Here is a 19,257-nt window from a genome sequence, read left to right as displayed (position 1 = left end):
CCCGCGCCCCCGGGCCCGGCCGCCGCCGGGCCTCCGGACGGGCCCGGTACCGGACCGCCCGGGGCCGGGCGGCCGGAGCGGCCGGGCGTCCCCGCTGTCCGCTCCCTCCCTTCATTCATGTCTGCTGCAACGGAGTCCATCGATGTTTGAGGCGGTCGAGGAACTGATCGGCGAGCACGCCGACCTCGAACGGCTGCTGGCCGATCCCGCGGTCCACGCCGACCAGTCGCGGGCCCGCACGCTCAACAAGCGGTATGCCGAGCTGACCCCGGTGATCGCCGCCTACCGGGCCTGGAAGGACAACGCCGGGGACATCGAGACCGCCCGGGAGCTCATGGCCGAGGACCCGGAGTTCGCCGCCGAGGTCAAGACGCTGGAAGCGCGCCAGGAGGAGCTCACCGAGGAGCTGCGCCGCCTGCTGCTGCCCCGCGACCCCAACGACGACAAGGACGTCATCCTGGAGATCAAGGCGGGCGAGGGCGGCGACGAGTCCGCGCTGTTCGCCGCGGATCTGCTGCGCATGTATCTGCGCTACGCCGAGCGCGTCGGCTGGAAGACCGAGATCCTGGACGCCACCGGCTCCGACCTCGGCGGCTACAAGGACGTCCAGGTCGCGGTGAAGACCAGGGGCACCCCCGAGCCGGGCCGGGGCGTATGGGCCCGGCTGAAGTACGAGGGCGGGGTGCACCGGGTGCAGCGCGTCCCGGCCACCGAGTCCCAGGGCCGCATCCACACCTCCGCCGCCGGAGTGCTGGTGCTGCCCGAGGCCGAGGAGGTCGACGTCCAGATCAGCCCGAACGACCTGCGCGTCGACGTCTANTCCAGATCAGCCCGAACGACCTGCGCGTCGACGTCTACCGCTCCTCCGGCCCCGGCGGCCAGTCGGTCAACACCACCGACTCGGCGGTGCGGATCACCCACCTGCCCACCGGCATCGTGGTCTCCTGCCAGAACGAGAAGAGCCAGCTCCAGAACAAGGAGCAGGCGCTGCGCATCCTGCGCGCCCGGCTGCTGGCCACCGCCCAGGAGGAGGCCGACCGCGAGGCGTCGGACGCCCGGCGCAGCCAGATCCGCACCGTGGACCGCTCCGAGCGGGTGCGCACCTACAACTTCCCCGAGAACCGGATCTCCGACCACCGGGTGGGCTACAAGGCGTACAACCTCGACCAGGTGCTGGGCGGCGAGCTGGACGCGGTGATCCAGGCCTGCGTGGACGCCGACTCCGCGGCCAAACTCGCCGAGCAGTCCTGATCCGGCCGCCGGACCGGCCCGGATTCCGCCCGCCCTAGGATGGTCACGTGACGCCGTCATCCCGCTCCTCCCGCTCGCTGCTGCTGGCCGAGGTGGCGCGGGCCACCCAGCGGCTCGCCGACGCGGGGGTCCCCTCCCCGCGCTTCGACGCCGAGGAGCTGGCGGCCCGCGTGCACCACACCGACCGCGGCAAGCTGCATCTGGTCCCCGACGCCGAGTTCGACGCCCGCTACTGGGAGGCCGTGGCCCGCCGCGAGGCCCGCGAGCCGCTGCAGCACATCACCGGCCGTGCCTTCTTCCGCTATCTGGAGCTGGAGGTCGGCCCGGGGGTCTTCGTGCCGCGCCCGGAGACCGAGTCGGTGGCCGGGTGGGCGATAGACGCGGTCCGCGCCATGGACGTGGCCGAGCCGCTGATCGTCGACCTGTGCACCGGCTCCGGCGCCATCGCGCTGGCCCTCGCCCAGGAGGTGCCGCGGGCCCGGGTGCACGCCGTGGAACTGGACGAGAAGGCCCTGGCCTGGGCCCGCCGCAACGTCGAGCGGTCCGCCGAGCGGGCCCGGGTGCGGCTGCACCACGGCGACGCCCGCACCGCCCTGCACGAACTGGACGGCCAGGTCGACCTGGTGGTCTCCAATCCGCCCTACATCCCGCTCACCGAGTGGGAGTACGTGGCGCCCGAGGCCCGCGACCACGATCCGCAGCTGGCGCTGTTCTCCGGCGAGGACGGCCTGGACCTGATCCGCGGGCTGGAGGTCAGCGCGCACCGGCTGCTGCGCCCGGGCGGCGTGGTGGTGATCGAGCACGCGGACACCCAGGGCGGGCAGGTGCCGTGGATCTTCACCGAGGACCGGGGCTGGGCGGATGCCGCCGACCACCCGGATCTCAACGGCAGACCGCGGTTCACCACGGCCCGCCGCGTCACCCCCTGAGCGGGGCCGGCCGCCGCGACGGGCCCCGCACCACCGCTCACCGGCTCACGTCCCCGCTCCCCGCTCCCCGCTCCCCGCACCCGCAACCCGCCGTCCACCGCATGCACCGTCCACCGCACCGAACGACCGCAGAACCAGCACTGCCGAAGGAGCACCACTGATGCCACGGCGCTACGACTGCACCGATGTGGCAGACCGCACCCACGGTCTGCGGGAGGCCGCCTCCGCCGTCCGGCGCGGAGACCTGGTCGTCCTGCCCACCGACACCGTCTACGGCATCGGCGCGGACGCCTTCAACCGCACCGCCGTCGGTGATCTGCTCCAGGCCAAGGGCCGCGGCCGCACCATGCCCTCCCCGGTGCTGATCGGCTCCCCGAACACCCTGCACGGGCTGGTCACCGGCCTGACCGAGACCGCCTGGAACCTCGTCGACGCCTTCTGGCCCGGGGCACTGACCATCGTCGCCCGCCACCAGCCCTCGCTGACCTGGGACCTGGGCGAGACCCGCGGCACCGTGGCGGTCCGCATGCCGCTGCACCCGGTGGCCCTGGAGCTGCTCAAGGACGTCGGCCCGATGGCCGTCTCCAGCGCCAACCTCACCGGCCGGCCCGCGCCGCAGGACTGCGACAGCGCGCAGGACATGCTGGGCGACGCGGTCTCGGTCTATCTCGACGGCGGCCCCACCGCCGACAACATCCCGTCCTCCATCGTGGACGTCACAGGTCCGGCTCCGGTGCTGCTGCGCGCCGGTGCGATCAGCGCCGAGGAGCTGCGCAAGGTCGTACCCGGCCTGGAGACCTCCCTTTGACGCCGGGGACCGCACCGGGGGAGCGCGGTCCGCGGCCCGGAGACCCCCTGGAGGACGGCATAACCGGCGCGGCCGGCCCGCCCGCTCCCCCCGCCCCGCCCGGCGCGGTGTTCCGCATCCTCCATGTCAGCACCGGCAACGTGTGCCGCTCCCCGATCACGGAGCGGCTGACCGTGCGGGCGCTGGCGGAGCGCCTGGGCGGCCCCGCCGGCCTGGTCGTGGAGAGCGCCGGCACCTGGGGCCACGAGGGGGCGCCCATGGAGGAGCACGCCGCCCGGGTGCTGGCCGAGTACGGTGCCGACCCCGGCGGCTTCACCGGCCGGGAGCTGCTGGACGAGCACGTCATCCGGGCCGATCTGGTGCTCACCGCCACCCGCGACCACCGGGCCCATGTCATCTCCATGGGGCACTCCGCGGGGCTGCGCACCTTCACCCTCAAGGAGTTCACCCGCCTGGTGCGGGCCATCGACGTCACCACCCTGCCGCCGGCCGAGGCACCCGGCGGGGTGGTGGCCCGGGCCCGCGCGCTGGCGCGGGCCGCCGCAGCGCTGCGCGGCTGGCTGGTGGCCCCGACCGCCGACGCCGACGAGGTCCCGGACCCGTACGGCGCCCCGTTCCCGTACTTCCGCTCCATCGGCAGGGAGATCCACGCGGCGCTCGATCCGGTGGTGACGGCGCTGACGGGTGTGCCGGGCCACTAGGGTGTGTGGCGGGAGCGGCGGCCCGCACCGCAACCGGCCGGGCGGCCGGGTCGTCCTACGGGTGACCAAGAGGTGTGACCGACGCCGCCCGTGGCCGGGCCGCGCTCCCGACATATCCGAGACCACCGGGGGAGCCCGTGCGTGAGTACCTGCTGACGCTCTGCGTGGCCGCGGCCGTGACCTATCTGCTCACCGGCCCGGTGCGGAAGTTCGCCATCGCGGCGGGCGCCATGCCGCCGATCCGCGCGCGGGACGTGCACCGGGAGCCCACTCCGCGGCTGGGCGGGATCGCCATGTTCGGCGGGCTGTGCGCCGGGCTGCTGGTGGCCTCGCAGCTCACCAACATCGGCGAGGTGTTCCGGACCTCGGACGAGCCGCGGGCGCTGCTCTCCGCCGCGGTGCTGATCTGGCTGCTGGGCGTGCTGGACGACAAATGGGGCGTGGACGCCCTGGTCAAGCTGGGCTGCCAGATGATCGCCGCCGGCGTGATGGTCTTCCAGGGCCTGACCATCCTGTGGCTGCCCATCCCCGGTGTGGGCACGGTGGCCCTCACCCAGACCCAGGGCACCCTGCTCACCGTGGCGCTGGTGGTGATCACCATCAACGCGGTCAACTTCGTGGACGGCCTGGACGGGCTGGCCGCGGGCATGGTCTGCATCGCCGCCGGCGCGTTCTTCCTCTACGCCTACCGGCTCTGGTACGGGCACGGCATCGGTGCCGCCGCCCCGGCCACCCTGTTCGCCGCCATCCTGATCGGCATGTGCCTGGGTTTCCTGCCGCACAACATGCATCCGGCGCGGATCTTCATGGGGGACTCCGGCTCGATGCTGCTGGGCCTGGTGCTGGCGGCCGGCGCGGTCTCGGTGACCGGCCAGGTGGACCCGGACGTGATGAAGCTGTTCACCGGCTCGGTGCGGGGCGCGGTCTATGCCATGGTGCCGGTCTACATCCCGCTGATCCTGCCGCTGACCATCATCGCGGTCCCGGTGGTGGACCTGGTGCTGGCGATCGTCAGACGCACCTGGAACGGCCAGTCGCCGTTCGCCGCCGACCGCGGCCACCTGCACCACCGGCTGCTGGAGATCGGGCACTCGCACAGCCGGGCGGTGCTGATCATGTACTTCTGGTCGGCGCTGATCGCCTTCGGGATGGTGGGATTCTCCATCCGTTCGGACAGCCTGGTGCTGATCCCGTCGATCCTGACGCTGAGCGCGGTGGGCCTGGTCGTGCTGCTGCTGCCGCGCTTCAACCCGCGGGTGCCGCTGTGGGCGCAGCGCTTCGTGCCGCCCCGCTACCGGCGGCGCCCGGCCATGGCGGGGGCCGGGCGGGCCGGGGCGGCCGAGGTGAGCGCGGTGAACGGCACCGGTGCCGGCGGGGCGGAGGCGGAGCGGTCCCGGGTGCCGCTGCGGCGGCTGAACGGTGCGACGGCGGTGGGGGAGCGGCACCGCTTCTCGGCCCGCCGCCGCATTCGCAGCGGCCGCCTGTAGCCGCCGTGCAGAGGCCCGTGGACGTCGGTGACGGCCGGCTGTGAGGAGGTTGCGGGAAGCCCTTTGCGTGTTCTTGGCACGCACATTGCGTTCGCTTGGTGCTTGTAGCAGAAATGCCCGGGTTTGTCGGCACGGCACGGTAAGGATTACCTCGCAAGTGTGAGTTCCTGCACACGATGAGGGTAAAGACCAGACCAAAAAGTTTGTGATACCGTTCACGAGTCCCGGTCATGCAGGTGCTGTTCTCGGCAGCGCCCCTCGGGATGCGCTCGTCAACGACGACCAGTAGTCCCCCGCGCCGAGAGGCTTCTCATGCAGTCCAACGACGCCCGGATTCTCCGTGGCGCCGCGCTCGTCACTGCTGTCGCCGGTGTCCTCGCCGTTGCTGTCGGCGCGCTGGCGGGCGGCGGCCGAGCGGCGCTCGGGATCGCGCTCGGTGTCCTGGTGGCCGGTGCCTTCTTCGCCTCCGGCCAGGCCGCCCTGGCCCGGATCGCCGCGCGCCGGCCCGAGGTCTTCCTCAGCGCGGCGCTGTTCGTCTACGTCAGCCAGGTCGGCGTGCTCATGGTGATGGTCCTGCTGCTGCGGGACGCCTCCTTCCTGGACGGCAAGGCGTTCGGCACCGGGGTGCTGGTCGGCCTGGCCGCCTGGCTGGGGGGCCAGATCCGGGCCAATCTCAAGGCCAAGACCGCCTATGTCGTACCGGAGACCGCACCCGTGACGCCCGCCGCCGGGCCCGCCCCCGCCGGGCAGGCCGGGGAGCGGCCGTGACCGGGCGGTATCCGCAGGGGGCGGCGCGGGGGCTGTCGCGGCGGACTGCTATCGTCCGTGCCGGAAACCTGGCGGGCGACGGGACCCGGGCCGTACGGGACGGACGAGACGGCCGAGTTCTCCCCGCCGGGTCCCCGGAGCCGCGTCACCGGTCTGCCGGCCGGCTTCTTCTCCGCCCCCTTTCGTCCTGTGCCGTTGCGTGGCGTGCCGCCACACCGACACCCGAGGTAGCCGTATCCATGCGACACGCCCCGAAGGAGCTCACGGTATGAGCGACCAGGTGCTCGCCTTCGAGACCGACTGTCATCTGTTCCAGGACTGCGGCTACCCCGCGCCCTCCCTGTGGTCGTTCGAGTTCGAGCCGATCTTCACCATCGGGGGCTTCGAGTTCACCAAGCCCCTGCTGCTGGCGCTGCTCGGCACGGTCATCGTGATCTCCTTCTTCTGGGCCGCGTTCTCCCGGCCCAAGGTGGTCCCGGGCAAGCTCCAGATGGTCGCCGAGGCGCTCTACGAGTTCGTGCGCCGGGGCATCGCCCGCGAGGTCATGGGCAAGAAGGCCGAACCCTACGTTCCCTTCCTGGTCTCCCTGTTCTTCCTGGTCTGGATCTTCAACGTCTGGGCGATCATTCCCTTCGCCCAGTTCCCGGTGACCTCGATCATCTCCTTCCCGGTGGCACTCGCCCTGGTCGTCTGGGTCACGTACATGTACCTGACCTTCCGGACCAACGGCTTTGTCGGCGGAGTCCGCAACCTGTGCGTCCCCGGCGGCCTGCCCAAGCCGATCTACGTGCTGGTCACCCCGCTGGAGCTGCTGTCCAACGTCTTCGTCCGCCCGTTCACCCTGGCGGTCCGGCTGTTCGGCAACATGTTCGCGGGCCACACCCTGCTGCTGGTCTTCACTATCGGCGCCTGGTACACCCTCGGCACCGTGGTCGGCACCTTCTACTCGATCTCCTCGCTGGCCCTGACGCTGGTGCTGACCGCCTTCGAGCTGTTCATCCAGGCGCTGCAGGCCTACGTCTTCGTCGTGCTGACCGCGACCTACATCTCCGGGGCGCTGGAGGAGGCGCACTGAGCGCCGCCGCCTGAAGCACCGGAACCGCGGCCGCGGCCACCGCACGCCGCGGGCAACCACAGGAAGCCCTCCCACCCGAGAACGTCCGGTGGTCTGACCTCACCGCCACCGGCTCACCGAGAAAAGGAATCATCGACATGTCTGCTGCCCTCGAGACCCTTGCCCAGGTCGAAGGCAACGTCGGCGCCATCGGTTTCGGCCTCGCGGCCATCGGCCCCGGCATCGGCATCGGCTACATCTTCGGCAACGGTGTGCAGGCCATGGCCCGCCAGCCCGAGGCGACCGGTCTCATCCGCCAGAACATGTTCCTGGGCTTCGCGCTCGTCGAGGCCCTGGCCCTGATCGGTTTCGTCGCTCCGTTCATCTACTGACGGAACCGACCGAAGACCGCATGAAGCTGCCTGAGACGAAAGGCCCACCATGCTGATTCAGCTCGCTGCGGAAGAGCCGCAGAACCCTCTGCTGCCGGCGTGGCCCGAGATCGTCATCGGTCTGTTCTGCCTCGGCGTCATCTACCTCATCTTCCACAAGAAGCTGCTCCCGGCGATCAACAAGGCGCTGGACGAGCGGCGGGCCGCCATCGAGGGCGGCATGGAGAAGGCCGAGGCCGCGCAGGCGGAGGCCCGGCAGACCCTTGAGGAGTACCGCGAGCGGCTGTCCGAGGCCCGGCACGAGGCCGCGCGCCTGCGCGAGGACGCCCGGGAGCAGGGCGCCGCCCTGATCGCGGAGATGCGCGAGGAGGGCCGCCGGCAGCGTGAGGAGATCATCGCCGCCGGTCACGCCCAGATCGAGGCCGAGCGCCGGCAGACCGCCGAGACCCTGCGCCAGGACATCGGACGGCTCGCCACCGAGCTGGCCGGCCGGCTGGTCGGGGAGTCCCTGGAGGACCACGCCCGGCAGAGCCGCGTGATCGACCGCTTCCTCGACGAGCTCGAAGGCCGTGCCGAGGCCGCCGAGGCGGCCCGATGAGCGGCGCGACGGGAGGCACGACGAGCCGGGAGGCGCGGGCCGCCGCCCGGGAGCGGCTGAACGTGCTGGCCGACTCCACCTCCGTGGACCCGGCGGCCCTGGCCGGCGACCTGGCCGCGGTCACCGGGCTGCTGGACCGCGAGGTGGCGCTGCGCCGGGTGCTCACCGACCCCTCGCAGACCGGCGAGCGCAAGGCCGAGCTGGTGGGCCGGCTGCTGGGCGGACAGGTCGGCGGCGAGACCGTCGACCTGGTCTCCGGCATGGTCCGCTCCCGCTGGTCCTCCTCCCGCGACCTGGTGGACGCGGTGGAGGAGCTGGCGGACTCCGCCGACCTGGTCGCCGCCGAGCGGTCCGGGGTCCTGGACCAGGTGGAGGACGAACTCTTCCGGTTCGGCCGGATCGTCGCCGCCACCCCGGAGCTGCGCTCCGCGCTGGCCGGACGGCAGAGCGCGGAGGCCGGCGGGCAGGCCAAGGCCGCCCTGGTGCGGAAGCTGCTGGGCGGCAGGGCACAGGCGATCACCGAGCGCCTGGTGGTCCGCCTCGTGGAACGTCCGCGAGGACGTAGCCTGGAGAGTGGCCTGGAGGATCTCACCAGGCTGGCCGCGGAGCGGCGCGACCGCTCGATCGCCGTCGTGGTGACCGCAGTCCCGCTCACCGACCAGCAGCGGCAGCGCCTGGGCGACGCCCTGGCCAGGCTGTACGGCCGGCAGATCCGGCTGAATCTCGATGTGGACCCGGAGGTCCTCGGCGGGATCTCGGTGCGGATCGGTGACGAGGTCATCCGGGGCACCGTCGCCGGCCGGCTGGAGGAACTGAACCGGCGGCTGGCGGGCTGACGCCCCCGGGCAGCGCCGCGCGCCACCACACCAACATATTCAGCGGCCCGTGTTGGGCCGTACGCAAACCTTACGGTCCCAACAAGGAGAGCAGGGAATCCAGATGGCGGAGCTTACGATCCGGCCGGATGAGATCCGGGAGGCGCTGGAGGATTTCGTCCAGTCGTACACGCCGGACACGGCCTCGCGCGAAGAGGTCGGCAAGGTGAGCGTTGCCGGTGACGGCATCGCGAAGGTCGAGGGGCTGCCCTCGGCCATGGCGAACGAACTGCTCCGGTTCGAGGACGGGACGCTGGGTCTCGCCCTGAACCTGGAGGAGCGCGAGATCGGTGCCATCGTCCTCGGCGAGTTCGCCGGCATCGAGGAGGGCCAGCCGGTGCGCCGCACCGGCGAGGTGCTCTCCGTGTCGGTGGGCGACGGCTACCTCGGCCGGGTCGTCGACCCGCTGGGCAACCCGATCGACGGCCTGGGCGAGATCGCCACCGAGGGGCGCCGGGCGCTGGAGCTCCAGGCCCCCACGGTCATGCAGCGCAAGTCGGTGCACGAGCCCATGGAGACCGGCTACAAGGCCGTGGACACCATGACCCCGATCGGCCGCGGCCAGCGCCAGCTGATCATCGGCGACCGGCAGACCGGCAAGACCGCCCTCGCGGTGGACACCATCATCAACCAGCGGGCCAACTGGAAGACCCAGGACCCGAGCAAGCAGGTCCGCTGCATCTACGTGGCGATCGGCCAGAAGGGCTCGACCATCGCCTCGGTGCGGGCCGCCCTGGAGGAGGCCGGCGCGCTGGAGTACACCACCATCGTGGCCGCCCCGGCGTCCGACCCGGCCGGCTTCAAGTACCTGGCCCCCTACACCGGCTCGGCCATCGGCCAGCACTGGATGTACCAGGGCAAGCATGTCCTGATCATCTTCGACGACCTGTCCAAGCAGGCCGAGGCCTACCGCGCGGTGTCCCTGCTGCTGCGCCGCCCGCCGGGCCGCGAGGCCTACCCGGGTGACGTCTTCTACCTGCACTCCCGGCTGCTGGAGCGCTGCGCCAAGCTCTCCGACGAGATGGGTGCCGGCTCGATGACCGGCCTGCCCATCGTGGAGACCAAGGCCAACGACGTCTCGGCGTACATCCCGACCAACGTCATCTCCATCACCGACGGCCAGTGCTTCCTGGAGTCCGACCTGTTCAACGCCGGTGTCCGCCCGGCGCTGAACGTGGGCATCTCGGTGTCCCGGGTGGGCGGCTCGGCCCAGCACAAGGCGGTCCGCCAGATCACCGGTTCGCTCCGGGTGGACCTGGCCCAGTACCGCGAGCTGGAGGCCTTCGCCGCCTTCGGTTCCGACCTGGACGCGGCCTCCAAGGCGGCGCTGGAGCGCGGCAAGCGGATGGTGGAGCTGCTGAAGCAGGACCAGTACAACCCGTACCCGACCGAGGACCAGGTGGTCTCGATCTGGTCCGGCACCAACGGCCTGATGGACGACGTCCCGGTGGAGGAGATCCGGCGCTTCGAGAAGGAGCTGCTGGAGCACATGCACAGCACCAAGAGCGACCTGATGCGCTCCATCCGCGAGGGCGGCAAGATGCCGGAGGAGACGGTGCAGGCCATCCGGGAAGCGGTCACCGAGTTCAAGCAGCAGTTCCAGACCGCGGACGGCAAGCTGCTGGGCGAGGACTGAGCGTATGGGAGCCCAGCTCAGGGTCTACAAGCGGCGGATCAAATCCGTCACTGCGACCAAGAAGATCACCCGGGCGATGGAGATGATCGCCGCGTCGCGCATCCTCAAGGCGCAGCGCAAGGTGAACGCCTCCACGCCGTACGCCGACGAGCTGACCAGCGCGGTCACCGCGGTGGCCGCATCCTCCCGGATCAGGCACCCGCTGACCACCGAGGTGGAGCGGCCGCGCCGCGCCGCGGTGCTGCTGATCACCAGCGACCGGGGTCTGGCCGGCGGTTACAACAGCAATGCCATCAAGGCGGCGGATCACCTGACCTCCTCCCTGGTGGCACGCGGCCTCACGGTCGACCACTACGTGGTGGGCCGCAAGGGCGTGGGCTACTACAACTTCCGGGAGCGGTCGATCGTCCAGTCCTGGACCGGCTTCTCGGACAGCCCGGAGTACGCCGACGCCAAGACCGTGGCCGAGCCGCTGATCGCCGCCGTGGAGAAGTCGACGGAAGACGGCGGGGTGGACGAGATCCACATCGTCTACACCGAGTTCGTCTCCATGCTGACCCAGCGCGCGGTGGAGCGCCGGCTGCTGCCGCTGACCTTCTCGAAGTCGGCCGAGGAATCGGCCGAGACCTTCGTCAAGGGTGTGGAGCCGCTGCCGCTCTACGAGTTCGAGCCGGGCCCGGAGCAGGTGCTGGACGCGCTGCTGCCGCGCTACGTCGAGAGCCGGATCTACAACGCCCTGCTGCAGTCGGCGGCCTCCAAGCACGCCGCCACCCGCCGGGCGATGAAGTCGGCGACCGACAACGCCGAGGAGCTCATCAGGTCGCTGACGCGGCTTGCCAACCAGGCCCGCCAGGCCGATATCACCCAGGAAATCAGCGAGATTGTCGGTGGCGCCAACGCCCTGGCCGACGCGACCGCGGGGAGTGACAGGTAACCCATGACTACTGCTACTGAGACGGCCACGGCGACGGGCCGCGTCGCCCGGGTCATCGGTCCGGTCGTCGACGTGGAGTTCCCCGTCGACGCGATGCCCGACATCTACAACGCCCTGACGGTCGAGGTCCCGGACCCGGCCGCGGAGGGCAAGACCAAGACGCTGACCCTTGAGGTGGCCCAGCACCTCGGTGAGGGCCTGGTGCGCGCCATCGCCATGGAGCCCACCGACGGCCTGGTCCGCCAGGCCCCGGTGACCGACTCCCGCAAGGGCATCTCCGTGCCGGTGGGCGACGTCACCAAGGGCCGGGTGTTCAACGTGCTCGGCCAGGTGCTCAACGAGCCCGAGGCCGAGAGCGAGATCACCGAGCGCTGGGAGATCCACCGCAAGGCCCCCGAGTTCGACAAGCTCGAGTCCAAGACCGAGATGTTCGAGACCGGCCTGAAGGTCGTGGACCTGCTGACCCCGTACGTCAAGGGCGGCAAGATCGGTCTGTTCGGCGGCGCCGGTGTGGGCAAGACGGTGCTCATCCAGGAGATGATCATCCGTGTCGCCCGGCTGCACGAGGGTGTGTCGGTGTTCGCCGGTGTGGGCGAGCGCACCCGTGAGGGCAACGACCTGATCCACGAGATGGCGGACTCGGGCGTGCTTCCGCAGACCGCCCTGGTGTTCGGCCAGATGGACGAGCCGCCGGGGACCCGGCTGCGGATCGCGCTGGCCGGCCTGACCATGGCGGAGTACTTCCGCGATGTGCAGAAGCAGGACGTGCTGTTCTTCATCGACAACATCTTCCGCTTCACCCAGGCCGGTTCCGAGGTGTCCACCCTGCTGGGCCGCATGCCCTCCGCGGTGGGCTACCAGCCGAACCTGGCGGACGAGATGGGCCAGCTCCAGGAGCGGATCACCTCGACCCGCGGTCACTCCATCACTTCCATGCAGGCGATCTACGTGCCCGCGGACGACCTGACCGACCCGGCGCCGGCCACCACCTTCGCCCACCTGGACGCCACCACGGTGCTCTCGCGTCCGATCTCGGAGAAGGGCATCTACCCGGCGGTGGACCCGCTGGACTCCACCTCCCGGATCCTGGACCCGCGGTTCATCTCGGACGACCACTACAAGTGCGCCACCCGGGTGAAGGGCATCCTGCAGAAGTACAAGGACCTGCAGGACATCATCGCCATTCTCGGTATCGACGAGCTCTCGGAAGAGGACAAGCTCACGGTGAGCCGGGCCCGCCGGATCGAGCGCTTCCTGTCGCAGAACACCCACGCGGCGAAGCAGTTCACCGGTCTGGAGGGCTCCGACGTGCCGCTGGACGAGTCCATCGCCGCGTTCAACGCGATCGCGGACGGCGAGTTCGACCACTTCCCCGAGCAGGCGTTCTTCATGTGCGGCGGCCTGGACGACCTGAAGGCCAAGGCCAAGCAGCTCGGCGTCTCCTGACGCCACCCGACCCCGGCGGGCGCGGGGCACCTCACCGCGCCCCGCGCCCGCCATCCCTAGCCGAGAGGAAAGATCGTGGCTGAGCTGCACGTCGAGCTGGTCGCCGCGGACCGCAAGGTGTGGTCGGGCAAGGCCGGCCTGGTCGTCGCGCGCACCACGGCCGGCGACATCGGGATCATGCCGGGCCACCAGCCGTATCTGGGTGTGCTGGAGACCGGGCCGGTGACCATCCGGACGACGGGTGAGACCGGTGAGGGCACGGTGGTCGCCGCGGTGCACGGCGGTTTCCTGTCCTACACGGACGGTAAGCTGTCGCTGCTGGCGGAGACCGCCGAGCTGGCCGACGAGATCGATGTCAGGCGGGCGGAGCGGGCTCTGGAGGAGGCCAAGTCCGAGACCGATGCCTCCGCCGAGCGGCGCGCGGCCGTGCGCCTGGAGGCGGCGGCCGTCGCCCGCTGACGACGACCACCCGAGGGACCACCCGGAGACAGCCGGACCGGGGAGCGCCGTGACGCGTGATGCGCGCAACATCACGCGGAGCGGCGCTCGTGGTCATCCGTCCCCCATCATCGAGGGGACGGCATCGGGTGGACACATCTGACGGTTCTGACGGTTACGGAGGCGAGGAGGTCGGCGGGATGGTCCTCGCTCTGGCGGTGTGCGGCGCGGTTCTCGCGCTGATACTTCTGGGGCTGCTCGCCTTCGGCGTGCGGCGGCGCGTGATCCAGCGGGCGGGCGGCACCTTCGACTGCTCGGCGCGGTGGAAGCCCCCGGTGGCGGGCGAGTCCACCGGCAAGGGCTGGGTCTACGGCGTGGCCCGCTACAACGGCGACCACATCGAGTGGTTCCGGGTCTTCTCCTACGCCTTCCGTCCCCGGATGGTGCTGGAGCGCGATCTGATCCAGGTCCGCGAGCGCCGCCGTCCGCACGGTGACGAGGAGCTCGCGCTGCTGCCCGGCGCCATGGTCCTCACCTGCCGTCACGACACCCGCGATCTGGAGCTCGCCATGAGCGAGGACGCCCTGACCGGCTTCCTCGCCTGGCTCGAAGCCGCTCCGCCCGGCCACCGCGTCAACGTGGCCTGAGGCCGCGCCGGGCGGCCCCGGGCTTTCCGGGGCCGCCCGGGGGCCGCAAGGGGCGTTTCCGGGGCCGCCCGGGGCCGCCCGGGGCCGCCCGGGGCCGCCCTCCGGGGGCTGCCGGGGCCGAGGCATGGAGCAGCCGGGGAGACGGCGGGCGGGTCCGTCTCCCCGGCTGCGGTCTTTCACCGGCCGGGCGTCAGCCCAGGCCGCTGCGGATGGCGGTGATCAGCTCGCCGTTGCCGGTGTCGCCGCTGAGTTCCCAGAACATGGCACCGGCCAGGCCCTGCTGCCGGACGTAGGACATCTTCCCGGCGATCGTCTGCGGGGTGTCGTAGCTCCACCAGTTGGAGCCGCAGTGGGCGTACGCGGTGCCCGCGATCTGCCCGGTGGCGGGGCAGGAGTTCTTGAGGACCTTGTAGTCCTCGATGCCCTGCTCGTAGGTGCCGGGGGCCGGGCCGGTGGCGGTGCCGCCGGGGGCGGACTGGGTGACGCCGGTCCAGCCGCGGCCGTAGAAGCCGATGCCCAGGGTGAGCTTGGACGCCGGGACGCCCTTGGCCTTGAGCTTCTGGATCGCCGCGTCGGCGTTGAAGCCGGCCTGCGGGATGCCGTCGTAGGAGCGGAGCGGGGAGTGCGGGGCGGTCGGGCCCTGGGCGGCCCAGGCGCCGAAGAAGTCGTACGTCATGACGTGGAGGTAGTCCGCGTACCGGGCGCCGCCCGCGTAGTCGGCGGCGTCGATCTTGCCGCCGGAGGAGGCGTCCGCGGTGATGGCGGCGGTGACCAGTTCATCGCCGAAGACCTGGCGGAAGGCCCGCATCATGTCCTCGAAGACCTCCGGCCCGCTGCTGTCGCAGGACAGGCCGCAGGCGTTGGGGTACTCCCAGTCCAGGTCGATGCCGTCGAACAGGCCGTCCCAGCGCGGGTCGTGCACCAGGTCGTAGCAGGACTGCGCGAAGGCGGTGGGGTTCTGCATGGCCGCGCCGAAGCCGCCGGACCAGGTCCAGCCGCCGAAGGACCACACGATCTTCAGGTGCGGGTACTGCTGCTTCAGCTTCTTGAGCTGGTTGAAGTTGCCGCGCAGCGGCTGGTCCCAGGTGTCGGCCACGCCGTCCACGGACTGCGCCGCGGTGTACGCCTTGTCGATGGCGGCGTAGGAGTCGCCCATGGTGCAGCGGCCTCCGGTGACATTGCCGAAGGCGTAGTTGATGTGGGTGAGCTTGGCCGCCGAGCCGGAGTCGGCGATGTTCTTCACGTGGTAGTTGCGGCCGTAGACGCCCCACTCGGTGAAGTAGCCGACATTGACGTGGCCGCCGGGCGGCGGGTCGGTGCCGCCGGTCGTGCCGCCGTCGGTGGTCCCGCCGTCGGTGGTCCCGCCGTCGGTCGTGCCGCCGTCGGTCGTGCCGCCGTCGGTGGTCCCGCCGTCGGTCGTGCCGCCGTCAGTGGTCCCGCCGTCGGTGCCGCCTCCGCCGTCACAGGGCTCGCCGTTGATGGTGCAGCCGCTCGGGTTCCCGCTGCCGCTGCCGGAGAAGCCGACGGTGGTGGACTGGCCCGGCGCCAGGGTGCCGTTCCAGCTCGCATTGGTGACGGTGTAGTGGTTGCCGCTGGTGGTCAGGACACCGTTCCAGAGCGCGCCGACCGTGGTGCCGGAGGGGAAGTCCCACTCCAGGGTCCAGCCGTCGAGCGGGGCACCGCCGGTGTTGGTGACGGTCCACTGCCCGGTGAAGCCGGAGTCCCACTGCGACACCTTGGTGAAGCTGGCGGATGCGCCGGCCGCCTGCGCGGGGCTGGCCAGCAGCACCAGGCCGGTGACCGGCAGGACGAGCGCGCCCAGCAGGGCGATCAGTCTGCGCAGCGGACGCGGAGTGCGGGGGGCGGGGCCGGCGCGTCTGACGAAGCGGCGCCGTGCTGAGGTCCTCGGTTTCAAGGGAACTCCCGGAGTCGGTCGGACAGATCTGGGGGAATCTGCGCCGCCCGCGAGCACGCCGAGTCCATGACAACCCCACCCGGGGATTGTCACGTCGGGATTGTCATGGCGCGCTCACAGCAGATACCGGGAGCGTAGAGAGGTCTGGACCACTGGTCAAGAGGTCTGTACCAAATGGCCGTCAGGGGTGGTCAGGAGGGGTCAGGAGGGGTCAGGTGCCGTCACCGGTGCCGCCGCCCGGTCCGTGCCCGGGCGGCGGGGGCTGCCCCAGCGCCTCGGCGAGCCGCCCCACCGGTGCCAGCACCACACCCGTGGCCGGGCACACCCAGTGCGGGTCCGGCCCGAGCTCCGGCTGGACATCGAGACTGTGCGGGATGTCCCGGCCGGGCTCCGAGCAGCGCGGGCACACCGGCCACCGGCCGGCCGTCTCCAGCAGCGCGTCCTGGATGTCCTGCGCCAGCAGCCCCGGCACGAAGGCGGCACCCTCCGGCCACTGGCTCACCCACCAGCGCCGGTGGGCCAGGGCCTCGTCCAGCCGGGACACCACCTCCGCCCGGTCCAGGCCGCCCGCCCGCAGATCCGCCAGTACCAGGGCCCGGGCCCGCCACAGGGCCTCTTCCGCATCCTCCACACCGCCAGTCTCCCGGAACTGTCCGGATTCCGGCCGCCCCGGTGCCCCCTTCGGCTCCTCACAGACCGCCGGAGACCCGGAGCACGGCGCCGGTGGTGTAGGAGGCGTCGTCGGAGAGCAGCCAGGAGACGGCGCCGGCGATCTCCTCGGGCCGGCCGGCGCGGCCCATCGGGATGGCGGCGGCCATCTTGGCGGGCCGCTGCGGGTCCTCGTGGAAGGCGGTCCAGACGGTGCCGGGGGCGACGCAGTTGACCCGGATGCCCTCGGCCGCGACCTCCTTGGCCAGCCCGACCGTCATGGCGTCCACGGCGGCCTTGGCGGCGGCGTAGTGCACATACTGGCCGGGGCTGCCGAGGGTGGCGGCGACCGAGGAGATGTTGACGATCGCGCCGCCCCCGCCGTTGCGGTTCATGTCCCGCACCGCGCGGCGGGCGCACAGCAGATAGCCCAGGACGTTGACCTCCAGGGCGCGGCGCATGCCTGCGGCGTCGGCGTCGGCGAGCCGCCCGTTGGGGCCGCTGACCCCGGCGTTGTTCACCAGCCCGGTGACCGGCCCGAGCCCGGCGGCGGTGTCGAAGAGGCGGTCCACGGCCGCCTCGTCCGCCACGTCCACGGCCACCGTGAGGCAGGTGCGGCCGGCGTGCCGGACGTCCGAGGCGACGGCCTCGGCGGAGGCACGGTCGGAGCGGTAGCCGATCACCAGATGGTGCCCGTCGGCCGCCAGCCGGCGGCAGATCGCCGCCCCGATGCCCCGGCTTCCCCCGCTGACGACGGTCACTCGCTCCTGGCTCACGACGGCCTCCTCGCGTGATGGACGACAGAAGGTGTGATCATGACACGCGGGAGCGGCGGATGCGGTTCGAGGGGACGGCCCGGACCCCGGGCGGCGGGCGGCTGCCGTCCCGGGGTCCGGTGCGGGGGTGGACGAGGGGGCTTACTGCTGGAGGCCGGTGTGCATGGCGGTGATCAGCTCGCCGTCGGCGGTGTCGCCGTTCAGCTCCCAGAAGAAGGCGCCGCCCAGACCCTGCTGCCGGGCGTAGGCCATCTTGGCGCGGATGGTCTCCGGGGTGTCGTAGCTCCACCACTCGCTGCCGCACTTGGCGTAGGCCGTGCCCGCGACGGTGCCGGTGGCCGGGCAGCGGGCCGCCAGGACCTTGTAGTCCTCGATGCCCTGCTCGTAGGTGCCGGGGGCCGGGCCGGTGGCGGTGCCGCCGGGGGCGGACTGGGTGACGCCGGTCCAGCCGCGGCCGTAGAAGCCGATGCCCAGCAGCAGCTTGTCCGCGGGCACGCCCTGGGCCTTGAGCTTCTGGATGGCCTGGTCGGCGGTGAAGCCGTCCTGCGGGATGCCGTCGTACGGGGTGAGCGGGGAGTGCGGTGCGGTCGGGCCCTGCGCCGCCCAGGCGCCGAAGAAGTCGTAGGCCATGACCGAGATGTAGTCGGCGTGCTGGGCGCCGTAGGCGTAGTCGGAGGCGTCGATCTTGCCGCCGGCCGAGGCGTCGGCGGTGATGGCCGCGGTGACGAGCTGGTCGCCGAAGGCGGTGCGGAACGCCTTCATCATGTCGCCGAAGGCGCGCGGCCCGCTGGTGTCGCACTTCTCGCCACAGGCGTTGGGGTACTCCCAGTCCAGGTCGATGCCGTCGAACACGCCTTCCCAGCGCGGGTCGTTGACCAGTTCGTAGCAGGACCGGGCGAAGGCTGCCGGGTTCTGCATGGCCTCGCCGAAGCCGCCCGACCAGGTCCAGCCGCCGAAGGACCAGAGGATCTTCAGGTGCGGGTACTGCTGCTTCAGCTTCTTGAGCTGGTTGAAGTTGCCGCGCAGCGGCTGGTCCCAGGTGTCGGCCACGCCGTCCACGCTCTCGGCCGCGGTGAACGCCTTGTCGGTGGCCGCGTAGGAGTCGCCCATCACGCACTTGCCGCCCTGGACGTTGCCGAAGGCGTAGTTGATGTGGGTGAGCTTCTCGGCGGAGCCGGAGGACGCGATGTTCCTGACCTGGTAGTCGCGCTGGTAGATGCCCCACTCGGTGAAGTAGCCGAGATTGACGTACGCGCCGGGGTCGACCGGGTCGGGGTCGGTGCCGCCGGTGCTGCCGCCGGAGTCCGCACCGCCGTCGGTGCCGCCTTCACTGGAGCCCTCGCTGGAGCCCTCGCTGGAGCCCTCGCTGGAGCCGCCGTCCGTGGAGCCGGTGCTGGAGCCGCCGTCCGTGGTGCCCCCGGTGGGGTCGGGGTCGACCGGCCCGCCCGAGCAGGGGCGGCCGTTGATGGTGCAGTTGAGCGGCTCGCCGTCGCCGGAGGCGCCGAATCCCACGGTGGCCGTGGCGCCGGGGTTCAGGGTGCCGTTCCAGCTCTCGTTGGTGACGGTGTAGTGGTTGCCGTCCCGGGTCAGCACGCCGTTCCACAGGCTGGTGACCTCGGTGCCGGCCGGGAACTCCCACTCCAGGGTCCAGCCGTCGGTGACGGAGTCGGTGCCGTTCTCGATGATCCACTGGCCGTTGAAGCCGGTGTCCCAGGCCGATCCCTTGGCATACGCGGCGGTGACCTCACCGGCCGCGTCCGCGGTGGTCGCCAGCACCACCATGCCGCCCAGTGGTACGGCCAATGCCGCCGCGACGGCGACGAGTCTTGCCTTGAGCCTGCTCCTGGCCCGTGTGCCCTTGCTCAACGGTGCTCCTGTGTCCGATTGCTGCGGAAGTCACGGCGTCGCCGGGGTGAACTCCGCCTGACGCCACGGGACAGTAGAGAGGTCCAGA

At 71.5% G+C, this 19,257-nt stretch carries 18 protein-coding genes and 1 pseudogene; 15 read left to right on the top strand and 4 right to left on the bottom strand.

Annotated features, from left to right (window positions below; all coding sequences use genetic code 11):
* The first annotated feature begins 142 nt into the window (after nucleotides 1–142).
* The 15 genes and pseudogenes from prfA to GQS09_RS12645 all read left to right on the top strand — a co-directional run bounded on the left by prfA (nucleotide 143) and on the right by GQS09_RS12645 (nucleotide 13,964).
* Nucleotides 143–1,251, top strand: a pseudogene (prfA, locus tag GQS09_RS12715) (peptide chain release factor 1).
* A gap of 47 nt (nucleotides 1,252–1,298) precedes the next feature.
* On the top strand, nucleotides 1,299–2,180 hold the full coding sequence (gene prmC, locus GQS09_RS12710) for a peptide chain release factor N(5)-glutamine methyltransferase (RefSeq protein ID WP_165986149.1): 882 nt from the start codon (nucleotides 1,299–1,301) through the stop codon (nucleotides 2,178–2,180).
* Nucleotides 2,181–2,340: 160 nt separating this feature from the next.
* Complete coding sequence (locus tag GQS09_RS12705; RefSeq protein WP_165986148.1) at nucleotides 2,341–2,988, top strand: L-threonylcarbamoyladenylate synthase; 648 nt, start codon at nucleotides 2,341–2,343, stop codon at nucleotides 2,986–2,988.
* Between the two features lie 59 nt (nucleotides 2,989–3,047).
* Entirely contained in the window at nucleotides 3,048–3,689 is a 642-nt protein-coding gene (locus GQS09_RS12700; RefSeq protein WP_313896113.1) for a protein-tyrosine-phosphatase, read from the top strand.
* Between the two features lie 137 nt (nucleotides 3,690–3,826).
* Nucleotides 3,827–5,176, top strand: a complete 1,350-nt coding sequence (locus GQS09_RS12695; RefSeq protein ID WP_165986147.1) for an MraY family glycosyltransferase — start codon at nucleotides 3,827–3,829, stop codon at nucleotides 5,174–5,176.
* A gap of 312 nt (nucleotides 5,177–5,488) precedes the next feature.
* Nucleotides 5,489–5,944: a hypothetical protein gene (locus GQS09_RS12690; RefSeq protein WP_165986146.1), complete on the top strand. Its 456-nt coding sequence runs from the start codon at nucleotides 5,489–5,491 to the stop codon at nucleotides 5,942–5,944.
* Between the two features lie 268 nt (nucleotides 5,945–6,212).
* Complete coding sequence (atpB, locus tag GQS09_RS12685) at nucleotides 6,213–7,019, top strand: F0F1 ATP synthase subunit A (RefSeq protein WP_165986145.1); 807 nt, start codon at nucleotides 6,213–6,215, stop codon at nucleotides 7,017–7,019.
* Nucleotides 7,020–7,156: 137 nt separating this feature from the next.
* Nucleotides 7,157–7,390 (top strand): ATP synthase F0 subunit C, encoded by a 234-nt coding sequence (gene atpE, locus GQS09_RS12680; protein ID WP_165986144.1) that lies wholly within the window; start codon nucleotides 7,157–7,159, stop codon nucleotides 7,388–7,390.
* Between the two features lie 52 nt (nucleotides 7,391–7,442).
* On the top strand, nucleotides 7,443–7,988 hold the full coding sequence (locus tag GQS09_RS12675) for a F0F1 ATP synthase subunit B (protein ID WP_207957757.1): 546 nt from the start codon (nucleotides 7,443–7,445) through the stop codon (nucleotides 7,986–7,988).
* Nucleotides 7,985–8,824, top strand: coding sequence for a F0F1 ATP synthase subunit delta (locus tag GQS09_RS12670; RefSeq protein WP_165986142.1), 840 nt, complete (start codon nucleotides 7,985–7,987; stop codon nucleotides 8,822–8,824). Before GQS09_RS12675 ends, GQS09_RS12670 begins: the two co-directional genes overlap by 4 nt.
* A gap of 103 nt (nucleotides 8,825–8,927) precedes the next feature.
* Complete coding sequence (gene atpA, locus GQS09_RS12665) at nucleotides 8,928–10,499, top strand: F0F1 ATP synthase subunit alpha (protein ID WP_165986141.1); 1,572 nt, start codon at nucleotides 8,928–8,930, stop codon at nucleotides 10,497–10,499.
* A gap of 4 nt (nucleotides 10,500–10,503) precedes the next feature.
* Nucleotides 10,504–11,433, top strand: coding sequence for a F0F1 ATP synthase subunit gamma (locus tag GQS09_RS12660; RefSeq protein WP_165986140.1), 930 nt, complete (start codon nucleotides 10,504–10,506; stop codon nucleotides 11,431–11,433).
* A 3-nt stretch (nucleotides 11,434–11,436) separates the two neighbouring features.
* Nucleotides 11,437–12,879: a F0F1 ATP synthase subunit beta gene (gene atpD / locus GQS09_RS12655; protein ID WP_165986139.1), complete on the top strand. Its 1,443-nt coding sequence runs from the start codon at nucleotides 11,437–11,439 to the stop codon at nucleotides 12,877–12,879.
* A gap of 75 nt (nucleotides 12,880–12,954) precedes the next feature.
* Nucleotides 12,955–13,338, top strand: coding sequence for a F0F1 ATP synthase subunit epsilon (locus GQS09_RS12650; protein ID WP_165986138.1), 384 nt, complete (start codon nucleotides 12,955–12,957; stop codon nucleotides 13,336–13,338).
* 179 nt (nucleotides 13,339–13,517) lie between these two features.
* Nucleotides 13,518–13,964, top strand: coding sequence for a DUF2550 domain-containing protein (locus tag GQS09_RS12645; RefSeq protein WP_165986137.1), 447 nt, complete (start codon nucleotides 13,518–13,520; stop codon nucleotides 13,962–13,964).
* Nucleotides 13,965–14,154: 190 nt separating this feature from the next.
* On the opposite strand, the gene GQS09_RS12640 is transcribed toward GQS09_RS12645, so the two are convergent.
* The 4 genes from GQS09_RS12640 to GQS09_RS12625 form a co-directional block, all read right to left on the bottom strand.
* A complete protein-coding gene (locus tag GQS09_RS12640; RefSeq protein WP_399552497.1) occupies nucleotides 14,155–15,807 on the bottom strand; it encodes a glycosyl hydrolase family 18 protein in 1,653 nt (550 codons plus the stop codon).
* A 283-nt stretch (nucleotides 15,808–16,090) separates the two neighbouring features.
* A complete protein-coding gene (locus GQS09_RS12635; protein ID WP_165986135.1) occupies nucleotides 16,091–16,510 on the bottom strand; it encodes a hypothetical protein in 420 nt (139 codons plus the stop codon).
* Between the two features lie 58 nt (nucleotides 16,511–16,568).
* Nucleotides 16,569–17,303 carry an SDR family oxidoreductase gene (locus GQS09_RS12630; RefSeq protein WP_165986134.1) on the bottom strand — a complete coding sequence of 245 codons (735 nt, stop codon included), beginning with the start codon at nucleotides 17,301–17,303 and terminating at the stop codon, nucleotides 16,569–16,571.
* A gap of 141 nt (nucleotides 17,304–17,444) precedes the next feature.
* Nucleotides 17,445–19,085 carry a glycosyl hydrolase family 18 protein gene (locus GQS09_RS12625; RefSeq protein ID WP_207957754.1) on the bottom strand — a complete coding sequence of 547 codons (1,641 nt, stop codon included), beginning with the start codon at nucleotides 19,083–19,085 and terminating at the stop codon, nucleotides 17,445–17,447.
* Nucleotides 19,086–19,257: the final 172 nt, after the last annotated feature.

The organism is Streptomyces sp. YIM 98790, from assembly GCF_011421595.1.
Taxonomy (GTDB): Bacteria; Actinomycetota; Actinomycetes; order Streptomycetales; family Streptomycetaceae; genus Streptomyces.
This window is presented reverse-complemented; position numbering and strand designations above follow the sequence as displayed.

Excerpts from the sequence above, each read along its gene's own strand:
- atpB (WP_165986145.1), top strand. The coding sequence starts at position 6,213 with ATGAGCGACCAGGTGCTCGCCTTCGAGACCGACTGTCATCTGTTCCAG.
- atpA (WP_165986141.1), top strand. The coding sequence starts at position 8,928 with ATGGCGGAGCTTACGATCCGGCCGGATGAGATCCGGGAGGCGCTGGAG.
- GQS09_RS12660 (WP_165986140.1), top strand. The coding sequence starts at position 10,504 with ATGGGAGCCCAGCTCAGGGTCTACAAGCGGCGGATCAAATCCGTCACT.
- atpD (WP_165986139.1), top strand. The coding sequence starts at position 11,437 with ATGACTACTGCTACTGAGACGGCCACGGCGACGGGCCGCGTCGCCCGG.
- GQS09_RS12705 (WP_165986148.1), top strand. The coding sequence starts at position 2,341 with ATGCCACGGCGCTACGACTGCACCGATGTGGCAGACCGCACCCACGGT.
- GQS09_RS12625 (WP_207957754.1), bottom strand. The coding sequence starts at position 19,085 with ATGGTGGTGCTGGCGACCACCGCGGACGCGGCCGGTGAGGTCACCGCC.
- GQS09_RS12690 (WP_165986146.1), top strand. The coding sequence starts at position 5,489 with ATGCAGTCCAACGACGCCCGGATTCTCCGTGGCGCCGCGCTCGTCACT.
- GQS09_RS12670 (WP_165986142.1), top strand. The coding sequence starts at position 7,985 with ATGAGCGGCGCGACGGGAGGCACGACGAGCCGGGAGGCGCGGGCCGCC.
- GQS09_RS12645 (WP_165986137.1), top strand. The coding sequence starts at position 13,518 with ATGGTCCTCGCTCTGGCGGTGTGCGGCGCGGTTCTCGCGCTGATACTT.
- atpE (WP_165986144.1), top strand. The coding sequence starts at position 7,157 with ATGTCTGCTGCCCTCGAGACCCTTGCCCAGGTCGAAGGCAACGTCGGC.